Below are 20,999 nucleotides of genomic sequence, written 5' to 3'. Positions count from 1 at the left end.
CTGCCCGGGGCCGGGGGGGGGGGCGGGGGGGGGGGGGGGGCCCCCCCCCCCCGGGGGGGGGGGGGGGCGCGCCCCCCCGGGGACCCCTCCCAAGGAGACAGCATGCGGGTCATACCCTCTCAGAGCGTCGAGGACGCCGTGGCGGGGCTGTGCGTCACGGCCAACCGGCACCTGCCGCCGGACGTCCGACGGGCCTTCCTGCACCGCCAAGCAGCCGAGAGCCCACTGGGCAGAGGGGCCCTGCGCCAACTGCTGGACAACGCCGAACTGGCCGGCCAGCTGGGCCTGCCCCTCTGCCAGGACTGCGGGCTGGCGGTCTTCTTCGTGGAGCACGGCGAGGACGTGCGCGTCGAAGGCCTGCCCGTGCGCGAGGCCGTCAACCGCGGCATGGTCCGGGGCTACCGCGAGGGCTACCTGCGCAAGTCCACCTGCGATCCCTTCACCCGCGACAACCCCGGGGACAACTCCCCGGCAGTGGTGCATTTCGACATGGTTCCCGGCGATACGCTGCGCATCTCCATGATGGTCCAGGGCGCTAGCGCGGAATACTCCCGCGCCGCCATGCTGGACCCGGCCCTGGGCGCGGAGGGCGTGCGCGAATTCGTCATCAGGGGCGTGGCCGAGGCCTGCCGGGGCGTGTGCGCCCCCATGGTGGCGGGCCTCGGGGTGGGCGGCTCCTTCGAGTGGGCCTCCCTGGCGGCGGCGCGCGCCCTGCTGCGGCCCCTGGACCGCGAGAACCCCGACCCCTTTCTGGCCGGGCTGGAGGAGTCCCTGACCCAGGCAGTGAACCGCCTGGGCGTGGGCCCGCTGGGCCTGGGCGGAGCCACCACCTGCCTGGGGGTGAGCGCCCTGGCCGCGCCCTGCCACCCCGGAACCCTGCCCGTGGCCCTGGCCATCCAGTGCCATTCGGCCAGGCGCGGGCAGGTGACGCTGTGATCCGCACCCACGCCCTCTCCACCCCCCTCACCGCCCTGGCGGCCTCGGAGCTGCGCAGCGGCGACGTGGCCTATCTCACGGGGTTCCTGCTCGCCGGGCGCGAACCGGCCCACCGCCGCCTCCTGGAGGATCTGGAGCGCGGCACCCCCCCTGTGGACCTGGAGGGGGCCGTGATCTACTACGTCGGCCCCAGCCCCATGACCCCGCAGCGGCCCATCGGCGCGGCCGGGCCCAGCTCCGCCTGGCGCATGGACCCCTACACCCCGAGCCTGCTTGAGGCCGGGGTGCGCGCCACCATCGGCAAGGGCGCCCGCGGCCCCGAGGTGCGCGAGGCCATGCGGCTGCACGGGGCCGTGTACCTCGCCGCCACGGGAGGGGCCGGGGCGCTGCTCTCGCTGTGCGTGCGGGAGGTCAGCCTGGCGGCCTACCCGGAGCTCGGCCCGGAAGCCCTGCACCTGCTTCGCGTGGAGAAGTTCCCCGTGACGGTGGTCAACGACCCGCGCGGCGGCGAGCTCTACGCCGCGCCGGACCTGGACGCCGCCCTGCGCGGCTAGGAGGGATTCACCCCGCCTAAAACCGCCCCGAAGCGGATGCTTTCCGCCACGCCCCGTGGTATGGGTGCCTAAACCGCATCCGCGATTCACGGGGGGTTCATGCTCCGACGCTTCTCCATCTCCGTGCGCCTGTTCGGCCTCGTCGGGCTCGTGCTGCTTTCGGCCGTGGGCACACTCGTGGTGTTGGGCCTGGCTTCCACGCATCTTGAAAACATGATGGTGCGCCACACCCAGACCACCCTGCTCGAATCCGAAAAGATCAAGATCAAGGCCCTGACACACTCCATGTCCCTGGCCCTGGCCAACGCCATGGCCGACATCCCCGACGAGGCCAAACGCAGGCGGCTGGCCCGCAAGGCCGTGGAGCCCGTGCGCTTCGAGGACGACGCCTCCGGCTATTTCTTCATCTATCACGGCACCACCAACGTGGCCCTGCCCCCCCGTCCCGAGCTGGTGGGGCGCGACCTCAACGACTTCGTGGACCGCAACGGCGTCTACTACGTGCGGGAGCTGGCCCGCCAGGCCGAGGCCGGTGGCGGCTACGTGAATTACGTCTTCACCAAGCCCGACGGCGTGCTCGAAGAGAAGGTCAGCTACGCCGAGCCCATCCCGGGCACGGACCTCTGGATCGGCACAGGGGTCTACCTGGACCGCGTCAACCGGGAGATGCGCTCCATCGCCAACGTGGTCACCGAGCTGTTCGAGAAGGTGCTCGGAGCGGCCGCGGGGGCCACGGTCCTGATGATGGCGCTGCTCTGCCTGGCCTGCCTGGCCATAGCCCACAGCGTGGTTCGCCCGCTGGCGGAAGTGACCGAAGCCGCGGAGCGCATCGCCGGGGGCGACCTGGACACCCGGCTCTCCGCCGGAGGCCGCGACGAGGCCACCCGCATGCAGGCCGCGCTCAACCGCATGACGCAGATCCTGCGGCGCAACATCAGCGAGATCGAGGCCCGCCGCCAGGAAGCCGAGGACAAGGCCAACCTGGCCCAGCAGGCCCTGCGGGAGGCCCGCCGCGCGGGCGATGAGGTGGTTGTGCAGGTGGCCCGGCGCATCGAGAGCCTGCAGAAGATATCCTCCTCCGTGGCGCACCAGTTGCGCAACCCCACCACCATCATCGGCGGCCTGGCCGGGCTGCTGCTCAAGAAACCCACCCTGCGCGAGCGGTACCTGGACTACCTGGACGGCATCGTGGAGGCCGCCCGCCGCATCGAGCACATCACCGCCGCCGTGAAGGAGTACAGCGCCATCCGCCTTGGCAGGCTCACCCCCACCGCAGGCGCGGACCTGCTGGACAAGGCCCGGACAGCCGCCGAGGCCCTGGCCCAAGCCATGAACAAGCAGGTGGAATGGACCGTGGAGGACGACGGTTCCGTGGTGCAGGCCGACGCCGGGCTGCTGGCCTTGGCGTTGCGCGAAGTGGCCATCAACGCCGTGGAGGCCCTGGACAAGGACGAGGGGCAGATCGTCATGAGCTCACGGCGCGAGGAGGAGTGGCTGGTGTTCACCGTGCAGGACAACGGGCGCGGCATCACCCCGGAGGATATGCTCTTCGTGCTGGACCCCTTCCACAGCACCAAGCCCGTGGGCGTGGGCATGGGCCTGACCAAGGCCCAGCGGATATTGCAGGAGCACGGCGGCTCCATCAGCGTGGAGAGCGAGCCGGGCAAGGGGACCACGGTGCGCATGCGCATGCGCACGGACTTGAGGGAGCTGCCCCTGCCCTCCGGGGAGCCGGTGGCTATCTGAGCGGGGACCGGGTACGGTGCGAAGCGGAAAGGGATTCCAAAGGGAGGAACTCCCTTTGGCCGCCGGAGGCCTCTTCCGCCTATCCAATCCATCAACAAAAAGGCGCGGCCCGGGCAACCCCGGACCGCGCCTTTTGTCGGCGTTCAAGCCCCCTGCGGGGCTATTCCTTGATGATGGTCTTGCTGGGCACCGAGTCCTTGCCGAGGAACTGCACCAGCTCCGGGTCGCTCATCATCATGGAGAGCGACTCGGAGAGCACCTCGTTGACCAGACGCGCGTTGGCGTTCTCGTCCGGGGCCATCATCAGCTCGCGCTCCTGGCTCACGGGGAAGTTGCCCTCCCAGGTGCCGGGGCCGTTGGTGGCCCGCACGGCCAGCACGCACTTGGTGGTCACCTTGCGGGTCACGGTCAGGGCCTGGGCGTTGTAGGTGAGCTCCCGGATGGTCACGGTCAGGCTGCGGGCCGCGCCGTCCTTGTAGGGGGCGGGCTCGAAGCCCAGGGATGTGAGCATCCTGCCCAGGGGCTGCCCCACGGACTGGGCCAGGTCGCCTTCCACGGTGATGGGCGCGCCATGGGAGCCGTCGGTGTTGCGGTAGCCCACCACCCTGTCGGCGCGGGCGTCCACCACGCGCAGGGCCACTGCCTTGCCCTTGCCCACGTTGCCGCTGGGGGCCTTGATCTCGGGCTTGAGGTTCACGCTCTGGGCGGGAACGCCCGAACAGGAGGCCAAAAGCCCGGCGCAGAGGAGCGCGAGCAGAAAAGTCGCGAAACGTTTCATTGTTCTTCCTCCTTCTTCAGGGCGGCGCTCAACCGCCACATCTCTTCAACGAGTTTTTCAAGCCCGGCTCCCTCCTTGGCGGAGATGAAGCGCAGGTCCAGCCCTCTGTCGCGGGCGGCCTGGCGCAGCTCCTCCAGCCGTTCGGGGCCGAGCAGGTCAACCTTGTTCACGGCGCGCAGCTGCGGGCGCTTGGCCAGCTCCGGGTCGAAGCGGACCAGCTCGTCGTCCACCAGGGAGAACCCGGCGAAGGGGTCGTCGGCCTGGGTCTCCTCGGCGGAGAGCAGGTGCACCAGCAGCCTCGTGCGCGAGACGTGCTTGAGGAAGTCGTGCCCCAGGCCCTGCCCGGTGTGCGCGCCCTCGATCAGCCCCGGGATGTCCGCCGCCACGAGCTGCATGCCGTCCTCGCCCTGGATGACCCCCAGGTTGGGGGTCAGGGTGGTGAACGGGTAGTTGGCGATCTTGGGCTTGGCCGCCGAGATCGCCGAAATCAGAGTGGACTTGCCCGCATTGGGCAGCCCGATGATGCCCACCTCGGCCAGCAGGCGCAGCTCCAGGCGCAGGCGCTTCTCCTCCCCGGGCTCGCCGGGCTGGGCGAAGCGCGGGGCGCGGTTGGTGGATGTCTTGAAGTGCATGTTGCCCTTGCCGCCGCGCCCGCCCTTGGCGGCCACCCACTCCTGCCCGATGTCGGTCAGGTCGGCGGCCAGGTGCTCGCCCTCCTCGGTGATCTCATAGATCAGGGTGCCCTGGGGCACCTCCACCACCTGGTCGTCCGCGTTCTTGCCGTTGCACTGGCTGCCCAGGCCCATCTGGCCGTTGCGGGCCTCGTAGCGGCGCTTGAGGCGCAGGTCGTAAAGGGTGAGCAGGCTGGGGGAGACGCGGAAGATCACGTCGCCGCCCTTGCCTCCGTCGCCCCCGTTGGGGCCGCCGAAGGCAATGAATTTCTCGCGCCGGAAGGCCACGCAGCCGCGGCCGCCGTTGCCTGATTTGACGGTGATGACCGCCTCGTCAACGAATCGCATGTTCTTGTCACCTCGCTGGGGCAGCGGGCCATACGGCCTGCGGCGTCCCGGCGTCAAGCATTTGTGGGCGTTTTGCCCGTCCGGGTTACACTCCGCGGCGCGAAAATGGCGCGGGCGGGCGCGAACTCATGCCCCCTCTAAGCCTCGCGGGGCCGCAAGTCAAACAGGACGCCCCGGATATCCCCACCCGTGGACGCGGGCGCGGGCCTTGGGTATATGCCTTGCCGGTCCGCGCGCCGCGCGCCGGGCCGGAGCAAGACTGGAGACGCGAAATGAAGAGACGCCTCGATTTCATCAAGGACATCTGGCGCATCGCCCGCCCCTACTGGTTCTCGGAGGACCGCTGGGCCGGGCGCGGCCTGCTGGCAGTCATCGTGGCCATGAGCCTGACCCTGGTGTTCATCACCGTGCTGCTCAACAAGTGGAACAACGCCTTCTACGACACCCTCCAGAACCGCGACCTGGACGGCTTCTACCACCAGTTGGGCATCTTCGCCGCCCTGGCGGCCGCCTACATCGTGGTGGCGGTGTACCAGCTCTACCTGAACCAGATGCTCCAGATCCGCTGGCGGCGCTGGCTCACGGACGCCTTCCTCACGCGCTGGCTGGAGGGCAAGGTCTACTACACCGTGCAGATGCGCGGCGGCGCCACCGACAACCCGGACCAGCGCATCGCCGACGACATCCACAGCTTCGTGAACCAGACCCTGGCGCTCACCCTGGGCCTGCTTGAGTCAGTGGTCACGCTGGTCAGCTTCGTGGGCATACTCTGGGGCCTCTCGGGCGACTTCAGCCTGAACCTGGCCGGCGGCGACTGGGTGATCCCGGGCTACATGGTCTGGGTGGCGCTGGGCTACGCGATCCTGGGCACCTGGCTGACCAAGCGCGTGGGCAAGCCGCTCATCGCCCTCAACTACAACCAGCAGCGCTACGAGGCGGATTTCCGCTTCAGCCTGGTGCGTCTGCGCGAGAACGTGGAGGGCGTGGCCCTCTACCGGGGCGAACAGGGCGAGGCCGCCATCTTCCGCAGCCGCTTCGGGCGCGTGGTGGAGAACTGGTGGGCCATCATGAAGCGGCGCAAGATGCTCAGCTGGCTGACCAACGGCTACGCCCAGGTGGCGGTGATCTTCCCGTTCATGGCCGCCGCGCCGCGCTATTTCTCCGGGGCCATCCAGCTGGGCGGGCTCATGCAGACAGCCTCGGCCTTCGGAAGGGTCCAGGGGGCCTTGAGCTGGTTCGTGGACGCCTACACGGAGCTGGCCTCCTGGAAGGCCACCGTGGACCGCCTGACCACCTTCGGCCAGGCCATGGAGCAGGCCCGGGCGGACATGGCGGCCCCGGGCGCGCTGAAGCCCGCGCAAGGCCGCGAGGAGCTTCTGCGGGTGCGCGGCCTGGAGCTGGACCTGCCCGATGCGCAGCCCCTGCTCGCGGGCATCGACCTGACGCTCGCCCCCGGACAGACCTTGCTGGTCAGCGGCCCCAGCGGCTGCGGCAAGAGCACCCTGCTGCGTGCCATGGCCGGGCTGTGGCCCTTCGGGCGCGGCGGGATCGAGCTGCCCGCCTCGGGCCGCGCGGCCTTCCTGCCCCAGAAGCCCTACCTGCCCATGGGCACGCTGCGCGCCGTGGCCTGCTACCCGGCCGCGGAGGGCGTGGGCGACGAGGCCATCAGGGAGGCCCTGACAGCCTGCGGCCTGCCGCACCTGGCCGGGCGGCTGGACGAGGAGACCTACTGGGCACAGGAACTCTCCCCCGGCGAGCAGCAGCGCCTAGCCTTCGCCCGGCTGCTGCTCCAGGCCCCGGACTGGATCTTCATGGACGAGGCCACCTCGGCCATGGACGAACCCGGGGAGCGCGCCCTCTACGCCCTGTTGCGCCAGCGCCTGCCACGCTCGGCCGTGGTCAGCGTGGGGCACCGCAGCACCCTGGAGGCCTTCCACGGCCTGCGCCTGGCCATGAGCGCGGGCAGGCCCGGGGCCGCTACGCTGACGCCCATCGCGGCTGCGGGATGATATCTGTTGCGCATGGCGCGGCGATAGGCGAAAATACCGCTTGGCCCTCAGACTGTATGCCCTACCCGTATGCAGACCGAACCGGCCCCCAAACCGCACCCAGAGAGTGAATCATGTCCAAGAAGGTCGTTTTCATCCACGGAAGCCCGCGCAAGAAGGGCAACACCCTGGCCCTGGCCGAGGTGGCCCGCGAGGCCCTGGCCGAGTCCGGCATCGCCTCGGACGTCATCGACGCGGCGCGCCTGGAGTTCAAGTACCCGGGCTGCATCGCCTGCTACAAGTGCCAGCAGAGCCCCGAATACGGCTGCCACATCGACGACGCGCTGGCCCGGGCCGTGAAGTCCCTGCCGGAGTACGACGCGGTGGTCCTTGCCACGCCCATCTACTGGTTCAGCTACCCCGCCCAGGTGAAGATGCTCGTCGACCGCATCTTCAGCCTGGTGAAGTTCGGGCAGAACCACGAGTTCTTCAGCCCCCTCTCCGGCAAGCCCTGGGCCCTGCTGGCCACGGCCGGCGGCCAGCTGGAGAACAACCTGCTGGAGCTTGAAAAGCAGTGGCGCATCCCGGCCGGGCTGCTGGGCTGCGAGTTCGTGTCCATGCTCTTCCCCACCTGCCACTATGAGCCGGGCAAGATCGTCGAGGACCCGGCCCCCGTGGCAAGGGCCCACGCCTTCGGCCTGCGCCTGGCCGGGATGCTCTAGCCCGGTCCCCCCCGCCGGATTCAGGCCGGACCCGGGAGAGATCCCGGCCCGGCCTTTTTTCCCGCCCTTGACTTCCCCCCCGGCTTCGCCCAATACGCTGGAGCATACCACTCCCGGCACATTCAGCCCGTCGGACCGCCTCTTGTAACCAAAGGCGGCCTCACGGACGACCGGAGAATCTGGAGGCACACATGAACCACCGCACCAGAACCATCACCTTGCGTCCCTTCGCGGCCGCGCTGCCGCTGCTGGCCGTCCTTCTGCTCTGTCTCGCGCCCATGGCCCGGGCGCAGCAGGACCAGCCCCAGGGCTCCCAGCCCGCCGCCCAACCCAAGGCCCAGGGCAAGCCCAAGGGCGAACGGGGCGGCTACAACAACCCCGAAGCCGTGGAGCAGCGCATCGCGGAACTGCGGACAAAGCTCGCCATCACTCCTGCCCAGGAGGCCGCCTGGGACGACCTGGCCAAGGTCATGCGCGACAACGGGGCCAAGATGCGCGCCAGCATCGACAAATGGCGGGATCAGCGCACCTCCAGGAGCGCCGTGGAGAACCTCAAGCTCCACGCCGAGATGGCGGAGGAGCACGCCCAGGCCATGCGCGGGCTGATCCCCGTGTTCGAGAAGCTCTACAACATGCTTTCAGCTGAGCAGAAGAAGATCGCGGACGAGTCCTTCTCCCAGCGGATGGGCCGGGGCAAGAAGAAGGGTGGATGACGGAGAGAGGCCGCCAGCCTCTTTTCGCTCAACCGACGCTCCAAGGAGGGACCTATGACCAGACACGCATTCCACCGGATTCTCACGGCAGCCGCCGTCGTGGCCTCCGTGGCGCTTTGGGCGGCCATCACCGCCGCCCCCGCCCACGCGGACCGCTACTATTACCGGGGCTACGGACCGCGCTACGCTCCGCCGCCGCCACCGCCGCCCAGGGGCTATTACTATGCCCCGCCCCCCAGGGCCTACTACTACGCCCCGCCACCGGCCTACTACTACGCTCCGCCGCCGGCCTACTACTACGCCCCGCCGCCGCCACCGGTGCCGGTGCCCGGCTTCAGCATCACCATCCCCCTGCGCTGAGGGGAATCCCTGACGAAAAACCCCGGCCGCACCGAAGTGCGGCCGGGGTTTCGCGTTCCCCTCCAAGCAGGCGCGGCTATCAGGACCCGCGCTTGCGGCGCACGGTGACCGTCTCCCCGCCGATGCCCCAGTTGTCCGTGGGCACCTCCTCGATGACCACCACCGTGGTCTGCGGGTTCTTGCCCAGCACGTCGCGCAGAAGGTTGGTCACGCCCTCGATGAGCTTGGCCTTGGCCTCGGGCGAGGCCCCTTCCTGGGTGATCTTGATGTTCACGTAGGGCATTTCGCCTCCTCCTGTTGGGGTTGATTTCTCGCGGCCAGCCAGGCCCCGGCGCTGACGCAGGCCAGGACGGCGGCCAGGGCCGGGGTCATGTCCTCGCCCAGCAGCAGCGCGGCCAGGCCGCCCGAAAGCGCGGGCACCAGGGCCATCAGCGCCCCCAGGCGGGCCGGGCCGAGCCGGGCCTGGGCTCGCAGGTACAGCCACATCACCACCACGGTGGTCACCGCGCCGTGGTACAGGCCCTGCCCCGCCAGCCACAGCGGCGAAGCCGCGCCCAGGTTCTTGGGCAGAAACAGGGCGTACACAGGCAGATACAGCACCGCGGGCGCAAGCGCCAGAAACCGCGTGAGCAGCCAGGGCTCCAGGTTCCAGCGTTTGGCCAGCACGGCGTAGACCGCCCAGCTGAGCGAGCAGCCCACAAGCAGCGCGTCGCCCGCGAGATGCTCCCCGCCCGCGAACGCCTCCCTGGCCATGAGCCCCACCCCCAGGGCGATGAGCCCGTAGCCGCCCCACTGCGCCCCGGCGGGCCGTTTGCCCAGCAGCCACCAGCCGAGCAGGGCCGTCTCGAAGGGCAGGATACCCGGGAACAGCACCGCCCCGTGGGTGGCCGGGGCCAGCTTGAAGCCGCCGTACACCAGCAGGCCGTAGGCCAGCCCGCCGATGAGCGCCAGCGTCCACAGCCTCCAGGACGTCCACTCGGCCCGGCCCAGCCCCCGGCTGAACGGCGCCAGCACCAGCGACGCCGTTGCCAGGCGCAGGGCCAGCATGTCGTAGACCGTCACGGGCGACTCGCCGGTCAGGCCGAGCCGGCTCACCAGCATGAACGCCGACCAGAACCCGACCGCCGCCAGGCCGTACCACATGCCGCCTGTGCATCTCCCTTCCACCGTCCCCCCCTGCGCCGCTTGCCTTTGTTCAAGGGAAGGATTACCCGGATCAAGCATCATGTAAAACGATTTGATCTGATACGATAATTCATGAATGGTGAACAATGGAGCTGAGCGACCTTCAGGCGTTCCAGGCCGTGGCCCAGTGCGGGGGCGTGACCCAGGCGGCGCAGCGGCTGAACAAGGTGCAGTCCGGCGTATCGGCGCGCATCAAGAACCTGGAGCGCGAGCTCGGCGTGGAGCTGTTCGCCCGCCAGGGGCGCGGCATGGTCCTGACGGCCAATGGCCGCTCCCTGCTGGACTACGCGGACAAGATTCTGCTGCTGGCCCGTGAGGCCGTGGCAAGCGTCACCGGGCAGGCCCCGTCCGGGCGGTTCCGGCTGGGCGCCATGGAGAGCACCTCCGCCTCGCGCCTGCCCCAGCTGCTGGGCGCCTTCCACACCCGCTATCCCGAGGTGGCCCTGGAGCTCACCACGGGCACCTCTGCCGACCTGGCTCGCGCCGTGCGGGAGTTCGGGCTGGACGCGGCCTTCGTCAGCGAACCCGTCCACGGCGAGGGGCTGGAGAAGCGCCCGGCCTACCGTGAGGAGCTAGTGCTGGTGGCCGCCAGCACGCAGCCCGCGCTGACATCGCCCGAGCGGCTGGGGTCGCTGGCGCTGCTGGTCTTCAGCCACGGCTGCGCCTACCGCAAGCGCCTTGAGGATTGGGCCGCCAGCGGCGGCAAGGCCCCGCGCACGGTGGAGCTTGGCTCCTACCAGACCATGCTCGGCTGCGCGGCCTCCGGCATGGGCGTGGCCATCATGCCGCGCTCGGTCACTGGGCTGCTGGCTGGCACGGCGGGCGTGAGCGTGCACGAACTGCCGCCGGAAATATCCCGGGTGCGGACCTCGCTGGTGTGGCGCAAGGGCGACCGGACAGGCGCGGTCAGGGCGCTGGCCGCCATGCTGGACGAGCAGGAGGATTGCACACCGTTGGCCGGAATTCCTGTTTCCTCCATTGACTAACCACCCGTTGTGTGCGTTACGCAAAGGCTGCCGACACCATCATCCTTTGTTTGTCCCCCTGCTTTGTGCGTAGTTGTCCCAGGCTCACAGTCGTACCTTAGAAACGTAGCGACAAGGAGCAGACACCATGCGGCGCAAACTCTCCCTCTGTGCGATTTTCATGTTTTTAATGTTCTCGGCCTCTTCCGCGTTTTCCCAGGCCGAATTCTACGTGGCGACGGCCATCCCTCCGGGCGTCGGGACCAAGATCAAGAGCCTGCCCTACACCATCAGCAGCCCAGGCCTGTACTACCTCGGCTCAAACCTTGCGTTCCCGAGCGGAATGTACGCAGTCAATATTCAATCGGACGGCGTCACCCTCGACCTCATGGGCTTTGAAATCTCAGGCAACAGCCAGTCGATTGGCATCTACGCCAATGGAAACAACATCACCATAAGGAACGGCACAATACGTGCCCACAGCGTGGGGATCACCACATACCAAGGCAAAAAAAACCTCCGCGTCAGCAACGTGAGATGTGCACAAAACTGGACAGGCCTAGACTTGAGCGCCTGTGAAAGCGTTCAGGTGACATCATGTGACTCATCGGAAAACACCCTGTACGGTCTTGCAATGAGCTCAGGCCTTGTCTCTGGATGCACATTCAACCACAACGCCTGCGGCGTTTTTGCGCTCGGGGCGGCCAACCTTCTGGGCAACACCACGACTAACAACACGGGATATGGAGTTGAAATCAACACGGACGCCAATGTCCTGATCGACAGGCACCTGGCGTACAACAACGCTTTCACCAATTTCGCCACCCACACTTCCGGCGCGATAACCTGGGGCTTGAACGCCGGGCGTTGAGGCCAGGGCTCAGGCCGCTTCTGATGCTGCGCTCCGGGGCAAGGCGGCGGCCACGCAACCCGCCTCGATACACCCGCCCGCAGCACAGTGGCTCAGCGCCGCTCCAGCTTCCCGGCCACCAGAACCACAAAAGGCCCCGGATCGCTCCGGGGCCTTCGTCCTTTCATTTCGGGCCGATCTCCCTACTCCTCTTTCGCCCTCTTGGCCTTGTACTCGGCCACCACCTTCTCGGTCACCGGGGGCGGTGCGTCCTCGTAGTGGTCGAAGGCCATGGTGAAGGCCCCCTGGCCGCCGGTCATGGAGCCCAGGGCCTTGGCGTACTCCTGCATCTCGCTCATGGGCACGTGGGCCTGCACCTCGGTGACGCCCGCGGTGGAGTCGGAGCCCAGCACCTTGCCCCGGCGGCTGGAGAGGTCGCCGATGACGTCGCCCATGAACTCGTCCGGAATGGAAACGCTCACCAGGGCGATGGGCTCCAGCAGCACCATCTTCATCTTCTCGCAGGCGGCCTTGAAGGCCAGGGAACCCGCGATCTTGAAGGCCATTTCCGAGGAGTCCACCGTGTGGAAGGAGCCGTCGAACAGCTCCACCTTGAAGTCCACCACGGGGAAGCCCGCAAGCACGCCGCGATGCGCGGCCTCCTGCACGCCCTTGTCCACCGCGGGGATGTACTGCCGGGGGATGGAGCCGCCCACGATGGCGTCCACGAACTCGTACCCCGCGCCGCGCGCGCCGCCTTCCATCCTGATCCAGCAGTCGCCGAACTGGCCGCGCCCGCCGGTCTGCTTCTTGTGGCGGCCCTGCACCTCGGCCTTGCCCTTGAGGGTCTCGCGGTAGGGGATGGTGGGGGCCTTGAGCACCGGGTTGGCCTTGTAGCGGCGCTTGGCGCGCTCCACGGCGTTCTCCACGTGGGACTGGCCCATGCCCGAGAGCAGCATGTCGCCGGTTTCCTCGTTGCGGGTCAGGCGCAGGGTGACGTCCTCGTCCAGGAGCTTGGACATGGCCTGGTAGACCTTGTCCTCGTCGCCCTTCTCGGCCGGGGCCAGCGCGTAGGAGATCATGGGCTCGGGCAGCTTGGGCCTGAGCATGGCGAAGGCGTGCTTCTCCTCGCAGAGGGTGTCGCCGGTCTTGGTCTCCTTGAGCTTGGCCACGGCGATGATGCCGCCGGGGCCTACGGGCTCCTTGCAGGGCTGGGTGTCCTTGCCGAGCATGAAGAGCATGGAGCTGAAGCGCTCCTTGGCGGAGGAGCGGACGTTGAGCAGGCTGGCCTCCGGGGTGACGGTGCCGGTGAGCACGCGCATGATGGAGAGCTGGCCCGCGAACTGGTCGAACAGGGTCTTGAACACGAAGCAGGCCGGAGGCGCATCCGGCGAGACGGGGTGCAGCGAGCCGTCCTCGGCCTCCACCATCTTCTGGCCCACGGGAACGTCCAGGGGGGAGGGGAAGAACAGCTGCGCGGCCTGCAGAATACGCTGGCCGCCCATGCACTTGAGGCCCGAGGCGACCATCACGGGATACAGCTCGGAGCAGACCACGGCCTTGCGGGTGGCCGCAACCAGGTCGTCCAGGGAGACGCTGGAGGGGTCCTCCAGGTAGCGTTCCATGAGGGTCTCGTCGCAGACGGCGATCTCCTCCATCATGGATTCGCGCAGCCCGTCCACTTCGTCCTGCATGTCGGCGGGGACGGCGATCTCGCTCATCTTGCCGCTGGAGTCGAAGGCGTAGCCCTTGTTCTCCACGATGTTCACCACGCCGGCGAAGGTGTCGGCCTTGCCGATGGGGATGTTCTGCAGGAAGGGCTTCACGCCGAGCTGGTTGCGGATGCCGTTCAAGGCCATGTCGTAGTCGGCGCGGTCGCGGTCCATCTTGGTGATGAGGAATATTGTGGGCAGGCGGAACTTGGAGACCTCCTGCCAGAGCTTCTTGGTCAGCGGCTTCACGCCGTCCACGGCGTCCACCACGAAGATGACGGCGTCCACGCTGGCCAGGATGTAGCCCAGGTCGCCGTTGAAGGAGAGGTCGCCCGGGGTGTCGACGAGGAAGTGCCGGTTCTTGTTCCACTGGAACGTGGCGAAGCCGGGCTGGACGGAGCCGCGCCGTTTGATCTCCTCGGGCTCCGTGTCGAGCACGGTGGTGCCGTCCTCGATCTTGCCCAGCTTCGGCGTCGCTCCCGCGACGTACAGAAGCATTTCGGCCACGGAGGTTTTGCCGCACCCTCCGTGGCCGACCAAAGCGTAGGTCCGCTGGTTTTTCAGAACGTCAAGCATGCCAGTCTCCCGTGGTTTCCTTAGAGGTTGCGCCTCGGAGCCTTCGTCTGCCTTCCGCTTCCGCCCAGTGCCTGCGCGGCCCGGGCGGTTGGTTTCCAACTCTTTGCTTCTCTTGTAACGATATCGCAACCTTCGCGCAACCGCCCCTGGAGGCAAAATGCGCCGGCCAGCCATTTTCACGCCTTTTTCCGAGGCTGCGCCGCTGTTTGCTTCGCGGAGCGGATGCTGTATGCTCCAAAGCTCGTACGCAACCCCAACGCGAGGTCACTATGCGCACGCTCCTCATCCTGGCCGCCAGCCTCCTGCTCTCGGCCTGCTCCATGCTCGGCATGGGCGAGCCCGCGAAGCAACTCGAGGTCATCGAGGCGGGCATCTTCAAGAACGGCGCGCTGCTGCGCGCAACCAACGCAATCCCCGTCGAGATGGGCACCAGCTTCGGCTACCGTTTCCGAATCGCCGATCCCAAGGCCCAGGCCATGAAGGCCAAGATAGTCACCCTGACCCCCGGCCTGCTCGACCCCTCGAAGCCCAAGCCGCAGCTGGAGTACGTCACCGAGGCATCCATCCAGCCCGGCCAGAGCTACGACGTGTTCTTCACCTTCTCCCAGCCGTGGGAGTTGGCCCCCGGCCACTGGGAGCTGCGCGTGGAGACGGAGAAAGGCGAAGTCCTCACCCAGACGTTCGAAGTCTACAAACCTGCGATGTGACTATGAACACCAATTCCGACATCGTGGTGCTCGACGGCGCCACCCTCAACCCCGGCGACAACCCCTGGGACGCCGTGGCCGCGCTGGGCCCGCTCACCGTGCACGACCGCACCCCCGCCGAACTGACCGTGGAGCGCGCCCAGGGCGCACCCGTGGTGCTGACCAACAAGACCCGCCTGGGCGCCGACGTGATCGACGCCCTGCCGGACCTGCGCTACATCGGCGTGCTGGCCACCGGCTACGACGTGGTGGACCTGGCCGCGGCCGGAGCCAGAGGAATCCCGGTGTGCAACGTGCCCGGCTACGGCACCGAGTCCGTGGCGCAGTTCGTGGTGGCCCAGATGTTGGCCATGTGCCGCCGCGTGGAGCTGCACGACAGGCAGGTGCGAGGCGGCGAGTGGAACCGCTGCGGCGAGTTCACCTTCTGGAGCACCCCGCAGGTGGAGCTGGCCGGGCTGACGCTCGGCGTGGTGGGCTTCGGCGGCATCGGGCGGCGCGTGGCCGAACTGGGCCTGGCCCTGGGCATGCGCGTGCTTGCCCACGCCCCAAGGCCCAAGGCCCCCATCGAGTCGCCCCTGTTCGGCTTCATCGGGCTTGAGGAGCTGTTCGAGTATTCCGACGTGGTCACGCTGCACTGCCCGCTCACCGCCGAGAACGACGCCTTCGTCAACGCCGCGCTGCTCGGGCGCATGCGCCCCGGCAGCTACCTGGTGAACACAGCGCGCGGCCGCCTGGTCAACGAGGCGGACCTGGCCCAGGCCCTGCATTCCGGCCGCCTGGCCGGGGCCGCGCTGGACGTGCTGGCCGTGGAGCCGCCCGACCCGGCCAACCCGCTGCTCGCCGCGCCCAACTGCCTGATCACCCCGCACATGGCCTGGGCCTCGCTCACGGCCCGCAAGCGCCTGATGGCCATCGCGGCGGAGAACGTGCGCATGTTCATCGACGGCGCGCCGCAGAACGTGGTGAACAGGAGGTTCCTGTAGCCGCCTGGGCCTCACGCCCCCTATTCCTTCGCCAATGATAAAGCGCCGGTGCGGACGACCCCGCACCGGCGCTTCCTATTCCGCAATCACTCGGCGGCGCTAGACTTTCTTGTTGAACATGTCGCCCTTGAGGGCGAAGCCGCCTTCCAGCACCTTGGTCTGGAAGTCGTAGTCGGCGTTCTTCTTGGAGGAATCGAACGGATCGGTGTTCATGTAGTCCAGGGTCTTCTTGACCACCTGGGCCCCGAACAGTTGCTTGGACGCCGCGACGCTCAGGCCCGTGGTTCCGGACACGCCGCCGCTGCCGATATCATCCGCCATGCGCCTCACCCCCTCAACGCGGCCGAAACGTGCCGTGTCGGCAATCTTATCGGCAGTTCAGGGGCCGGACTTAACCTATGGGGCGAAAAATACCGCCGGAAGCGCAAACTGCGCAACCGGCGGTGTGATCACGGTGACATAACCCGGCAGGGACAACGCCCGCCAGGTCAGGGGAAATGCTATTTCACGGCGTCCACAGGGTACTTCGCGCCCTTCCAGGCGTAGATGCCGCCGGGGAAGCGCACCACGTTGGCGTAGCCCAGCTTCTTGGCCCACAGGGCGCCGTTGTGGCTGCGCGAGCATTTGACGAAGCCGCAGTAGAACACGATGAGTTTGTTCTTGTCCGGGCCGAGCAGGGCCTCGAAGTCCTTCTCGGACTTGCCGCCGGTCTTGGAGGCGTCCCACTGGGGCATGGGCTCGATGGGGAACTCGAAGGACACGGCCTGGGGCACGTGCTCCTTCTTGTAGCTGGCCTCATAGGGCATGGTGTCCACCACCAGCATGGGCTTGCCCTCATCCATGGCCTTCTTGAGCTCTTCGCCGCTCATGACCGGATACCCGCCCGCCACGACCTCGCGCACGAGCTTCACGCTCACGGCGTCCTTGTCCACTTCCTCCTCGAACATGTCCTTGGCCAAGGCGGTCAGGGCCCCGCCCAGGATCAGGCCGCACAGGGCCAGCATGGCGGCGGCGTTGCGAAAACGCATGATGTCCTCCCGATTAGGTTGTTGTCCGGTCCAGAGTCTTAGCGCCCATGCGCCCGCTCAAGAACAGGAAGCCCACGCCCGCGAGCATGGCGGCGTCGCGCCAGAGGGCGCGCCTGATGGAGCCGAAGGCCTCGTACTGCACGTCCGAGGGGCCGTAGCAGCCGCAGTCCACGTCCAGGCCCATGTGCAGCGCGTAGAGCAGCACGGCCACGAAACAGCACAGCAGTATCGTGGTGAGCTCGAGCCCCCCGCGCCTGCCCAGGGCCAGCAGCACGGCGGCCACCACCTCCAGGGCGGGCAACGCCACGGAGAGCGCGCGCACCAGCGCGTCCGGCAGCAGCCCGAAAGCCTCCACCGTGACGGCGAACACCGCGGGATTGAGCAGCTTGACCACACCGGCGGCGAAGAACGCCGCCGCCAGGGCCAGCCGGACCAGCAACCGCAAGACCATGCCCACGCTCCCGAACGCGTTTGTTCAATGAGCGTTATTGGTACCCGTAAAGCCGGGAGGGAGGCCAATCGTTTGTCGGGATGCCTGTCTATGCGTTGCATAGAAAAGGTCAATGGAGGCTGGCAGGTAGGACGGCGATTCAGGACTGCAACATCACGAAGCAGCCCTCCAGCATGAGCAGACACACCACCGTTGAATAGCCCACAAGGCAACCTCGCACCACTGCCGCGCTGGCCAGGGGCAAGGCCACCCGCACAGAAGGCGAAGAAAACATGCACTGCACAACCATGATGCAACAGACGCCGAGAAACATGTAGACCATCACTGCGCTCCGGGATCAGAGTTCAAGCATCGTTGTTTGTGTGACGCCTGGACCGCCCTTCAGGTTACGGCCCGCATTACATCGCATGCCCAGGCGCGTCACAAACATGCCTTACTCGGGCCGCTCCGCCCCTGATGTTGCCAGAATTGCCGTCTGCTGATAGCCTATGAGCAGAATAAAATTGAGGTTCCCATGCCCCCGAAAACCAAAGGACGCTCCACCTGGCTCGGCGCCAGCACCGCACAGGCCCGCGACACCGGCATGGCCCTGGTGCTCATCTGCCTGCTCGTGGCCTGGCTGGGCGACAAGAAACCCTTCCTGGCCGCAGGCGTCCTCCTGCTCATCCTGAACATGACCTGGCCCGCGGCCTTCAAGCCCGCCGCGAAAGTCTGGTTCGGCTTCTCGCACCTGCTGGGCACGGTGATGAGCAAGCTCCTGCTCGGGGCGGTTTTCTACCTCGTGCTCACCCCCATGGGGCTGCTGCGCCGCCTCATGGGCAAGGACCCCATGCAGGCCCGCAAATGGAAGCAGGACGAGACCAGCGTTTTCCGCGTGCGGGACCACCTGTTCACCAGCAAGGACATCGAAACTCCATACTAGGCGGATTATCATGAGCTTCTTAGGCGATCTCTGGGGCTTCCTGAGGGTCAGGAAGAAATTCTGGCTGCTGCCCGTGATCCTGGTGCTGCTGCTTTTCGGCGCGCTCATCGTGCTCACCAGCGGGTCGGCCATAGCGCCCTTCATCTACACGCTGTTCTAGGCCGCGCCGCGCCCCCGGGCGCTCGCCAACAGTCAACCAGCGCCGGGCGGCGCAGTCCCGACCGCCCGGCGCATTGCCCACTCCAGGACCTGACATGCCAGAGGCCATCCTCGGGATTTCCGCCTACTACCACGACTCCGCCGCCGCCCTCATCATGGACGGGGCCATCGTGGCCGCAGCCCATGAAGAGCGCTTCACCCGCGTCAAGCACGACGCCTCCTTCCCCACCAACGCCGCGGCCTACTGCCTGGCCGAGGCGGGGCTCTCCCTGCGGGACCTGGAGGCCGTGGCCTTCTACGACAAGCCCTTCCTGAAGTTCGAACGCCTCCTGGAAACCTACCACGGCTACGCCCCCTCGGGCATGGTCAGCTTCCTCTCCGCCATGCCGGTGTGGATCAAGGAGAAGCTGTTCATGAGCCGGATGCTCACCCAGGAGTTCGCCAAGCTGGGGCCCGGCAAGCCCAGGGTTCTGTTCCCGGAGCATCACCTCTCCCACGCGGCCAGCGCCTTCTTCCCCTCGCCCTTCGAGGAGGCCGCCATCCTGACCATCGACGGCGTTGGCGAGTGGACCACCACGGCCATCGGCCACGGCAAGGGCAAGGACATCACCTTCCTGCGCGAGCTTGACTTCCCCCACTCGCTGGGCCTGCTCTACTCCGCCTTCACCTACTTCTGCGGCTTCAAGGTGAACTCCGGGGAATACAAGCTCATGGGCCTGGCCCCCTACGGCAACCCCGACGGCGAGCGCGTGCGCGAGTACGTGCGCGTCATCCTGGACAACCTGGTGGATCTGCGCCCCGACGGCTCGCTGCTTTTGAACATGGAGCACTTCGGCTTCGCCACGGGCCTGAAGATGTGCCGCGACGAGTCCTGGGAGCGCCTGTTCGGCCTGCCCAGGCGTGCCGCCGAGACCGAGCTGACCCAGGACTACATGGACCTCGCCCTGGCCATCCAGCAGGTCACCGAGGAGGGCGTGCTGCGCCTGGCCCGCACCGCCAGGGAGATCACCGGCTGCCGCAACCTGGTCATGGCCGGCGGCGTCTCGCTCAACTGCGTGGCCAACGGCAAGCTGCTGCGCGAAGGGACTTTCGACGACGTCTGGATCCAGCCCGCCTCGGGCGACGCGGGCGGCGCGCTCGGCGCGGCGCTCACCGCCTGGCACGTCTGGAAGGGCGCGGAGCGCACCCCCTCGAAGCGCGACGCCATGGCGGGCTCCTACCTGGGGCCTGAGTTCTCCTTCCCGGACGTGCGCCGTGTTGCCGCCCGGCACCACGCTCCCTACACCCACTTCTCCGACTACGACGGGCTCTGCGAGAAGGTCTGCGGGCTGCTGGCCAACGGCGACGTGGTGGGCTGGTTCCAGGGCCGCATGGAGTACGGCCCGCGCGCCCTGGGCAACCGCACCATCCTGGGCGACCCGCGCAACCCCGAGATGCAAAAGAAGCTCAACCTGAAGATCAAGTACCGCGAAGGGTTCCGGCCCTTCGCCCCCTCCGTCATGGAGGAGGCCATAGGCGACTATTTCGAGATCGACCGCCCCTCGCCCTACATGCTCCTTGTCGCCCCGGTGCGCCCTGAACACCGCAAGCCCCTGCCCGAAGGCTACAACGAGCTCGGCATGTGGGACAGGCTCTATGTGCCCCGCTCCGACGTGCCCGCCATCACCCACGTGGACTTCTCCGCGCGTATCCAGAGCGTCAACAGGGATGTGAACCCGCGCTACTGGCGGCTGCTGGACACCTTCCGCCGCACCCAGGGCTGCCCGGTGCTGGTGAACACCAGCTTCAACGTGCGCGGCGAGCCCATCGTCTGCACCCCCGAGGACGCCTACCGCTGCTTCATGCGCACGGAGATGGACCACCTCGTCCTGGGCGACTGCCTGTTCAGCAAGGCCGACCAGCCCCCGCTGCCCGACGACGCGGACTGGATGACCGAATACGAGTTGGATTGACGGGCATGTTTCGTGCATGGCTGACGGCATGAAACACGCCCTCGCCACCCTGCTGCTGCTGGCCGCCCTTCTCCCCGAGCCCAAGGCCATCGCCATGGACCAGGAAATGGTTCTGCGTTGCGTGCTTGGCGAAGCCCTGGCCGCGCTGACCTGCAAGAATGTCAGCGAGTTCCGCTTCGTGGGCAGGCGTGACGACGTGTACGTCTTCAACACCCACTACGCCGCAAAATTCACCGAGTTCTACTGTCAGGTCTTCGACAAGGACGTGGTGGTCACCAGCAAGGCATGGCAGGGCAACATGGCCTCCCTGCGCCTGAATTTCGACGCCCAGCCCGGCTGCATCATCGCCACCGTGGACGCCCCCTGGGGCGAGTGCCGCGCGCCCAAGAGCGTGCAGTGCTGCGGGACACAGTAAGAGAAGAGGCTGGAAGAGGTTTCAGGATGCCTCCGGCGGCCAAAGGGCCTTCGGCCCTCTGGACTCCCTTATAGCTTCGCGGAGTTCGAAGCCCCCGCTTTCACCTCCGAGAACGCCAGGCAATCATGGGCATGGCCTGCTCAACCCACCCCTAGGTCACCTACAGCTTCGCATTCCCCTTGCCCCTGCTTTTCCAGCTCGTCGCCGTGGACGACATCGTCTCCCCTGCTGGGGCGTGGGCGGCGGCGCACCCCGACATTCTTCCGATATATCGGGGT

24 protein-coding genes are annotated in these 20,999 nt (G+C 67.5%); 15 read left to right on the top strand and 9 right to left on the bottom strand.

Going from position 1 to position 20,999, the window contains the following annotated elements:
* The first annotated feature begins 102 nt into the window (after positions 1 to 102).
* From MLE18_RS14665 to MLE18_RS14655, 3 genes are all read left to right on the top strand, one after another.
* Positions 103 to 936: a fumarate hydratase gene (locus tag MLE18_RS14665; protein WP_243439549.1), complete on the top strand. Its 834-nt coding sequence runs from the start codon at positions 103 to 105 to the stop codon at positions 934 to 936.
* Complete coding sequence (locus MLE18_RS14660; RefSeq protein WP_243439589.1) at positions 936 to 1,490, top strand: fumarate hydratase C-terminal domain-containing protein; 555 nt, start codon at positions 936 to 938, stop codon at positions 1,488 to 1,490. The genes MLE18_RS14665 and MLE18_RS14660 overlap by 1 nt, the downstream gene beginning before the upstream one ends.
* A 99-nt stretch (positions 1,491 to 1,589) precedes the next feature.
* Entirely contained in the window at positions 1,590 to 3,236 is a 1,647-nt protein-coding gene (locus MLE18_RS14655; protein ID WP_243439548.1) for a cache domain-containing protein, read from the top strand.
* Between the two features lie 160 nt (positions 3,237 to 3,396).
* On the opposite strand, the gene MLE18_RS14650 is transcribed toward MLE18_RS14655, so the two are convergent.
* Positions 3,397 to 4,014 carry a YajG family lipoprotein gene (locus tag MLE18_RS14650; RefSeq protein ID WP_243439547.1) on the bottom strand — a complete coding sequence of 206 codons (618 nt, stop codon included), beginning with the start codon at positions 4,012 to 4,014 and terminating at the stop codon, positions 3,397 to 3,399.
* Positions 4,011 to 5,033 (bottom strand): GTPase ObgE, encoded by a 1,023-nt coding sequence (gene obgE, locus MLE18_RS14645; RefSeq protein WP_336605589.1) that lies wholly within the window; start codon positions 5,031 to 5,033, stop codon positions 4,011 to 4,013. Before obgE ends, MLE18_RS14650 begins: the two co-directional genes overlap by 4 nt.
* Positions 5,034 to 5,305: 272 nt before the next feature.
* On the opposite strand from obgE, the gene MLE18_RS14640 reads away from it, so the two are divergent.
* From MLE18_RS14640 to MLE18_RS14625, 4 genes are all read left to right on the top strand, one after another.
* Entirely contained in the window at positions 5,306 to 7,042 is a 1,737-nt protein-coding gene (locus tag MLE18_RS14640; protein WP_243439546.1) for an ABC transporter ATP-binding protein/permease, read from the top strand.
* A gap of 113 nt (positions 7,043 to 7,155) precedes the next feature.
* On the top strand, positions 7,156 to 7,743 hold the full coding sequence (locus MLE18_RS14635; RefSeq protein ID WP_243439545.1) for a flavodoxin family protein: 588 nt from the start codon (positions 7,156 to 7,158) through the stop codon (positions 7,741 to 7,743).
* A 191-nt stretch (positions 7,744 to 7,934) separates the two neighbouring features.
* The gene (locus tag MLE18_RS14630) at positions 7,935 to 8,456 is read left to right on the top strand and encodes a Spy/CpxP family protein refolding chaperone (protein ID WP_243439544.1); all 522 of its coding nucleotides are present in this window, start codon (positions 7,935 to 7,937) and stop codon (positions 8,454 to 8,456) included.
* 54 nt (positions 8,457 to 8,510) lie between these two features.
* Complete coding sequence (locus MLE18_RS14625; protein ID WP_243439543.1) at positions 8,511 to 8,816, top strand: hypothetical protein; 306 nt, start codon at positions 8,511 to 8,513, stop codon at positions 8,814 to 8,816.
* 79 nt (positions 8,817 to 8,895) lie between these two features.
* Here the strand turns inward: MLE18_RS14625 and MLE18_RS14620 are convergent, their stop codons facing one another.
* Both MLE18_RS14620 and MLE18_RS14615 read right to left on the bottom strand, forming a co-directional pair.
* Positions 8,896 to 9,099 carry a tautomerase family protein gene (locus MLE18_RS14620; protein WP_243439542.1) on the bottom strand — a complete coding sequence of 68 codons (204 nt, stop codon included), beginning with the start codon at positions 9,097 to 9,099 and terminating at the stop codon, positions 8,896 to 8,898.
* A complete protein-coding gene (locus tag MLE18_RS14615) occupies positions 9,087 to 9,959 on the bottom strand; it encodes a DMT family transporter (RefSeq protein WP_243439541.1) in 873 nt (290 codons plus the stop codon). The genes MLE18_RS14620 and MLE18_RS14615 overlap by 13 nt, the downstream gene beginning before the upstream one ends.
* Before the next feature lie 128 nt (positions 9,960 to 10,087).
* Here MLE18_RS14615 and MLE18_RS14610 point away from each other — a divergent pair, with 128 nt between their 5' ends.
* Positions 10,088 to 10,987, top strand: coding sequence for a LysR family transcriptional regulator (locus tag MLE18_RS14610; protein WP_243439540.1), 900 nt, complete (start codon positions 10,088 to 10,090; stop codon positions 10,985 to 10,987).
* A 127-nt stretch (positions 10,988 to 11,114) separates the two neighbouring features.
* Positions 11,115 to 11,837, top strand: coding sequence for a right-handed parallel beta-helix repeat-containing protein (locus tag MLE18_RS14605; RefSeq protein ID WP_243439539.1), 723 nt, complete (start codon positions 11,115 to 11,117; stop codon positions 11,835 to 11,837).
* A 182-nt stretch (positions 11,838 to 12,019) separates the two neighbouring features.
* On the opposite strand, the gene MLE18_RS14600 is transcribed toward MLE18_RS14605, so the two are convergent.
* Positions 12,020 to 14,104, bottom strand: coding sequence for an elongation factor G (locus MLE18_RS14600; RefSeq protein ID WP_243439538.1), 2,085 nt, complete (start codon positions 14,102 to 14,104; stop codon positions 12,020 to 12,022).
* Between the two features lie 269 nt (positions 14,105 to 14,373).
* On the opposite strand from MLE18_RS14600, the gene MLE18_RS14595 reads away from it, so the two are divergent.
* Together MLE18_RS14595 and MLE18_RS14590 are read left to right on the top strand one after the other, a co-directional pair.
* Positions 14,374 to 14,811, top strand: coding sequence for a DUF3859 domain-containing protein (locus tag MLE18_RS14595; protein ID WP_243439537.1), 438 nt, complete (start codon positions 14,374 to 14,376; stop codon positions 14,809 to 14,811).
* A 2-nt stretch (positions 14,812 to 14,813) separates the two neighbouring features.
* Positions 14,814 to 15,794: a D-2-hydroxyacid dehydrogenase gene (locus MLE18_RS14590; RefSeq protein ID WP_243439536.1), complete on the top strand. Its 981-nt coding sequence runs from the start codon at positions 14,814 to 14,816 to the stop codon at positions 15,792 to 15,794.
* Between the two features lie 99 nt (positions 15,795 to 15,893).
* Here the strand turns inward: MLE18_RS14590 and MLE18_RS14585 are convergent, their stop codons facing one another.
* The 4 genes from MLE18_RS14585 to MLE18_RS14570 form a co-directional block, all read right to left on the bottom strand.
* Positions 15,894 to 16,115, bottom strand: a complete 222-nt coding sequence (locus tag MLE18_RS14585) for a hypothetical protein (RefSeq protein ID WP_243439535.1) — start codon at positions 16,113 to 16,115, stop codon at positions 15,894 to 15,896.
* Positions 16,116 to 16,294: 179 nt separating this feature from the next.
* On the bottom strand, positions 16,295 to 16,822 hold the full coding sequence (locus MLE18_RS14580; RefSeq protein ID WP_243439534.1) for a rhodanese-like domain-containing protein: 528 nt from the start codon (positions 16,820 to 16,822) through the stop codon (positions 16,295 to 16,297).
* A 13-nt stretch (positions 16,823 to 16,835) separates the two neighbouring features.
* A complete protein-coding gene (locus MLE18_RS14575; RefSeq protein ID WP_243439533.1) occupies positions 16,836 to 17,273 on the bottom strand; it encodes a MauE/DoxX family redox-associated membrane protein in 438 nt (145 codons plus the stop codon).
* Positions 17,274 to 17,412: 139 nt separating this feature from the next.
* Positions 17,413 to 17,595 (bottom strand): hypothetical protein, encoded by a 183-nt coding sequence (locus tag MLE18_RS14570; protein WP_243439532.1) that lies wholly within the window; start codon positions 17,593 to 17,595, stop codon positions 17,413 to 17,415.
* A 192-nt stretch (positions 17,596 to 17,787) separates the two neighbouring features.
* Between MLE18_RS14570 and MLE18_RS14565 the strand changes: the two genes are divergently transcribed.
* From MLE18_RS14565 to MLE18_RS14550, 4 genes are all read left to right on the top strand, one after another.
* Positions 17,788 to 18,195: an SxtJ family membrane protein gene (locus tag MLE18_RS14565; RefSeq protein ID WP_243439531.1), complete on the top strand. Its 408-nt coding sequence runs from the start codon at positions 17,788 to 17,790 to the stop codon at positions 18,193 to 18,195.
* 10 nt (positions 18,196 to 18,205) lie between these two features.
* Positions 18,206 to 18,355, top strand: coding sequence for a DUF5989 family protein (locus tag MLE18_RS14560; protein ID WP_243439530.1), 150 nt, complete (start codon positions 18,206 to 18,208; stop codon positions 18,353 to 18,355).
* A gap of 94 nt (positions 18,356 to 18,449) precedes the next feature.
* Positions 18,450 to 20,306 carry a carbamoyltransferase family protein gene (locus MLE18_RS14555; RefSeq protein ID WP_243439529.1) on the top strand — a complete coding sequence of 619 codons (1,857 nt, stop codon included), beginning with the start codon at positions 18,450 to 18,452 and terminating at the stop codon, positions 20,304 to 20,306.
* A 28-nt stretch (positions 20,307 to 20,334) separates the two neighbouring features.
* On the top strand, positions 20,335 to 20,721 hold the full coding sequence (locus MLE18_RS14550) for a hypothetical protein (protein ID WP_243439528.1): 387 nt from the start codon (positions 20,335 to 20,337) through the stop codon (positions 20,719 to 20,721).
* Positions 20,722 to 20,999: the final 278 nt, after the last annotated feature.

It is taken from the genome of Fundidesulfovibrio soli (genome assembly GCF_022808695.1).
GTDB classification, from domain to species: Bacteria; Desulfobacterota; Desulfovibrionia; order Desulfovibrionales; family Desulfovibrionaceae; genus Fundidesulfovibrio; species Fundidesulfovibrio soli.
Note: the sequence above shows the minus strand (reverse complement) of the source record. Positions and strands in the feature narration are given on the sequence as shown.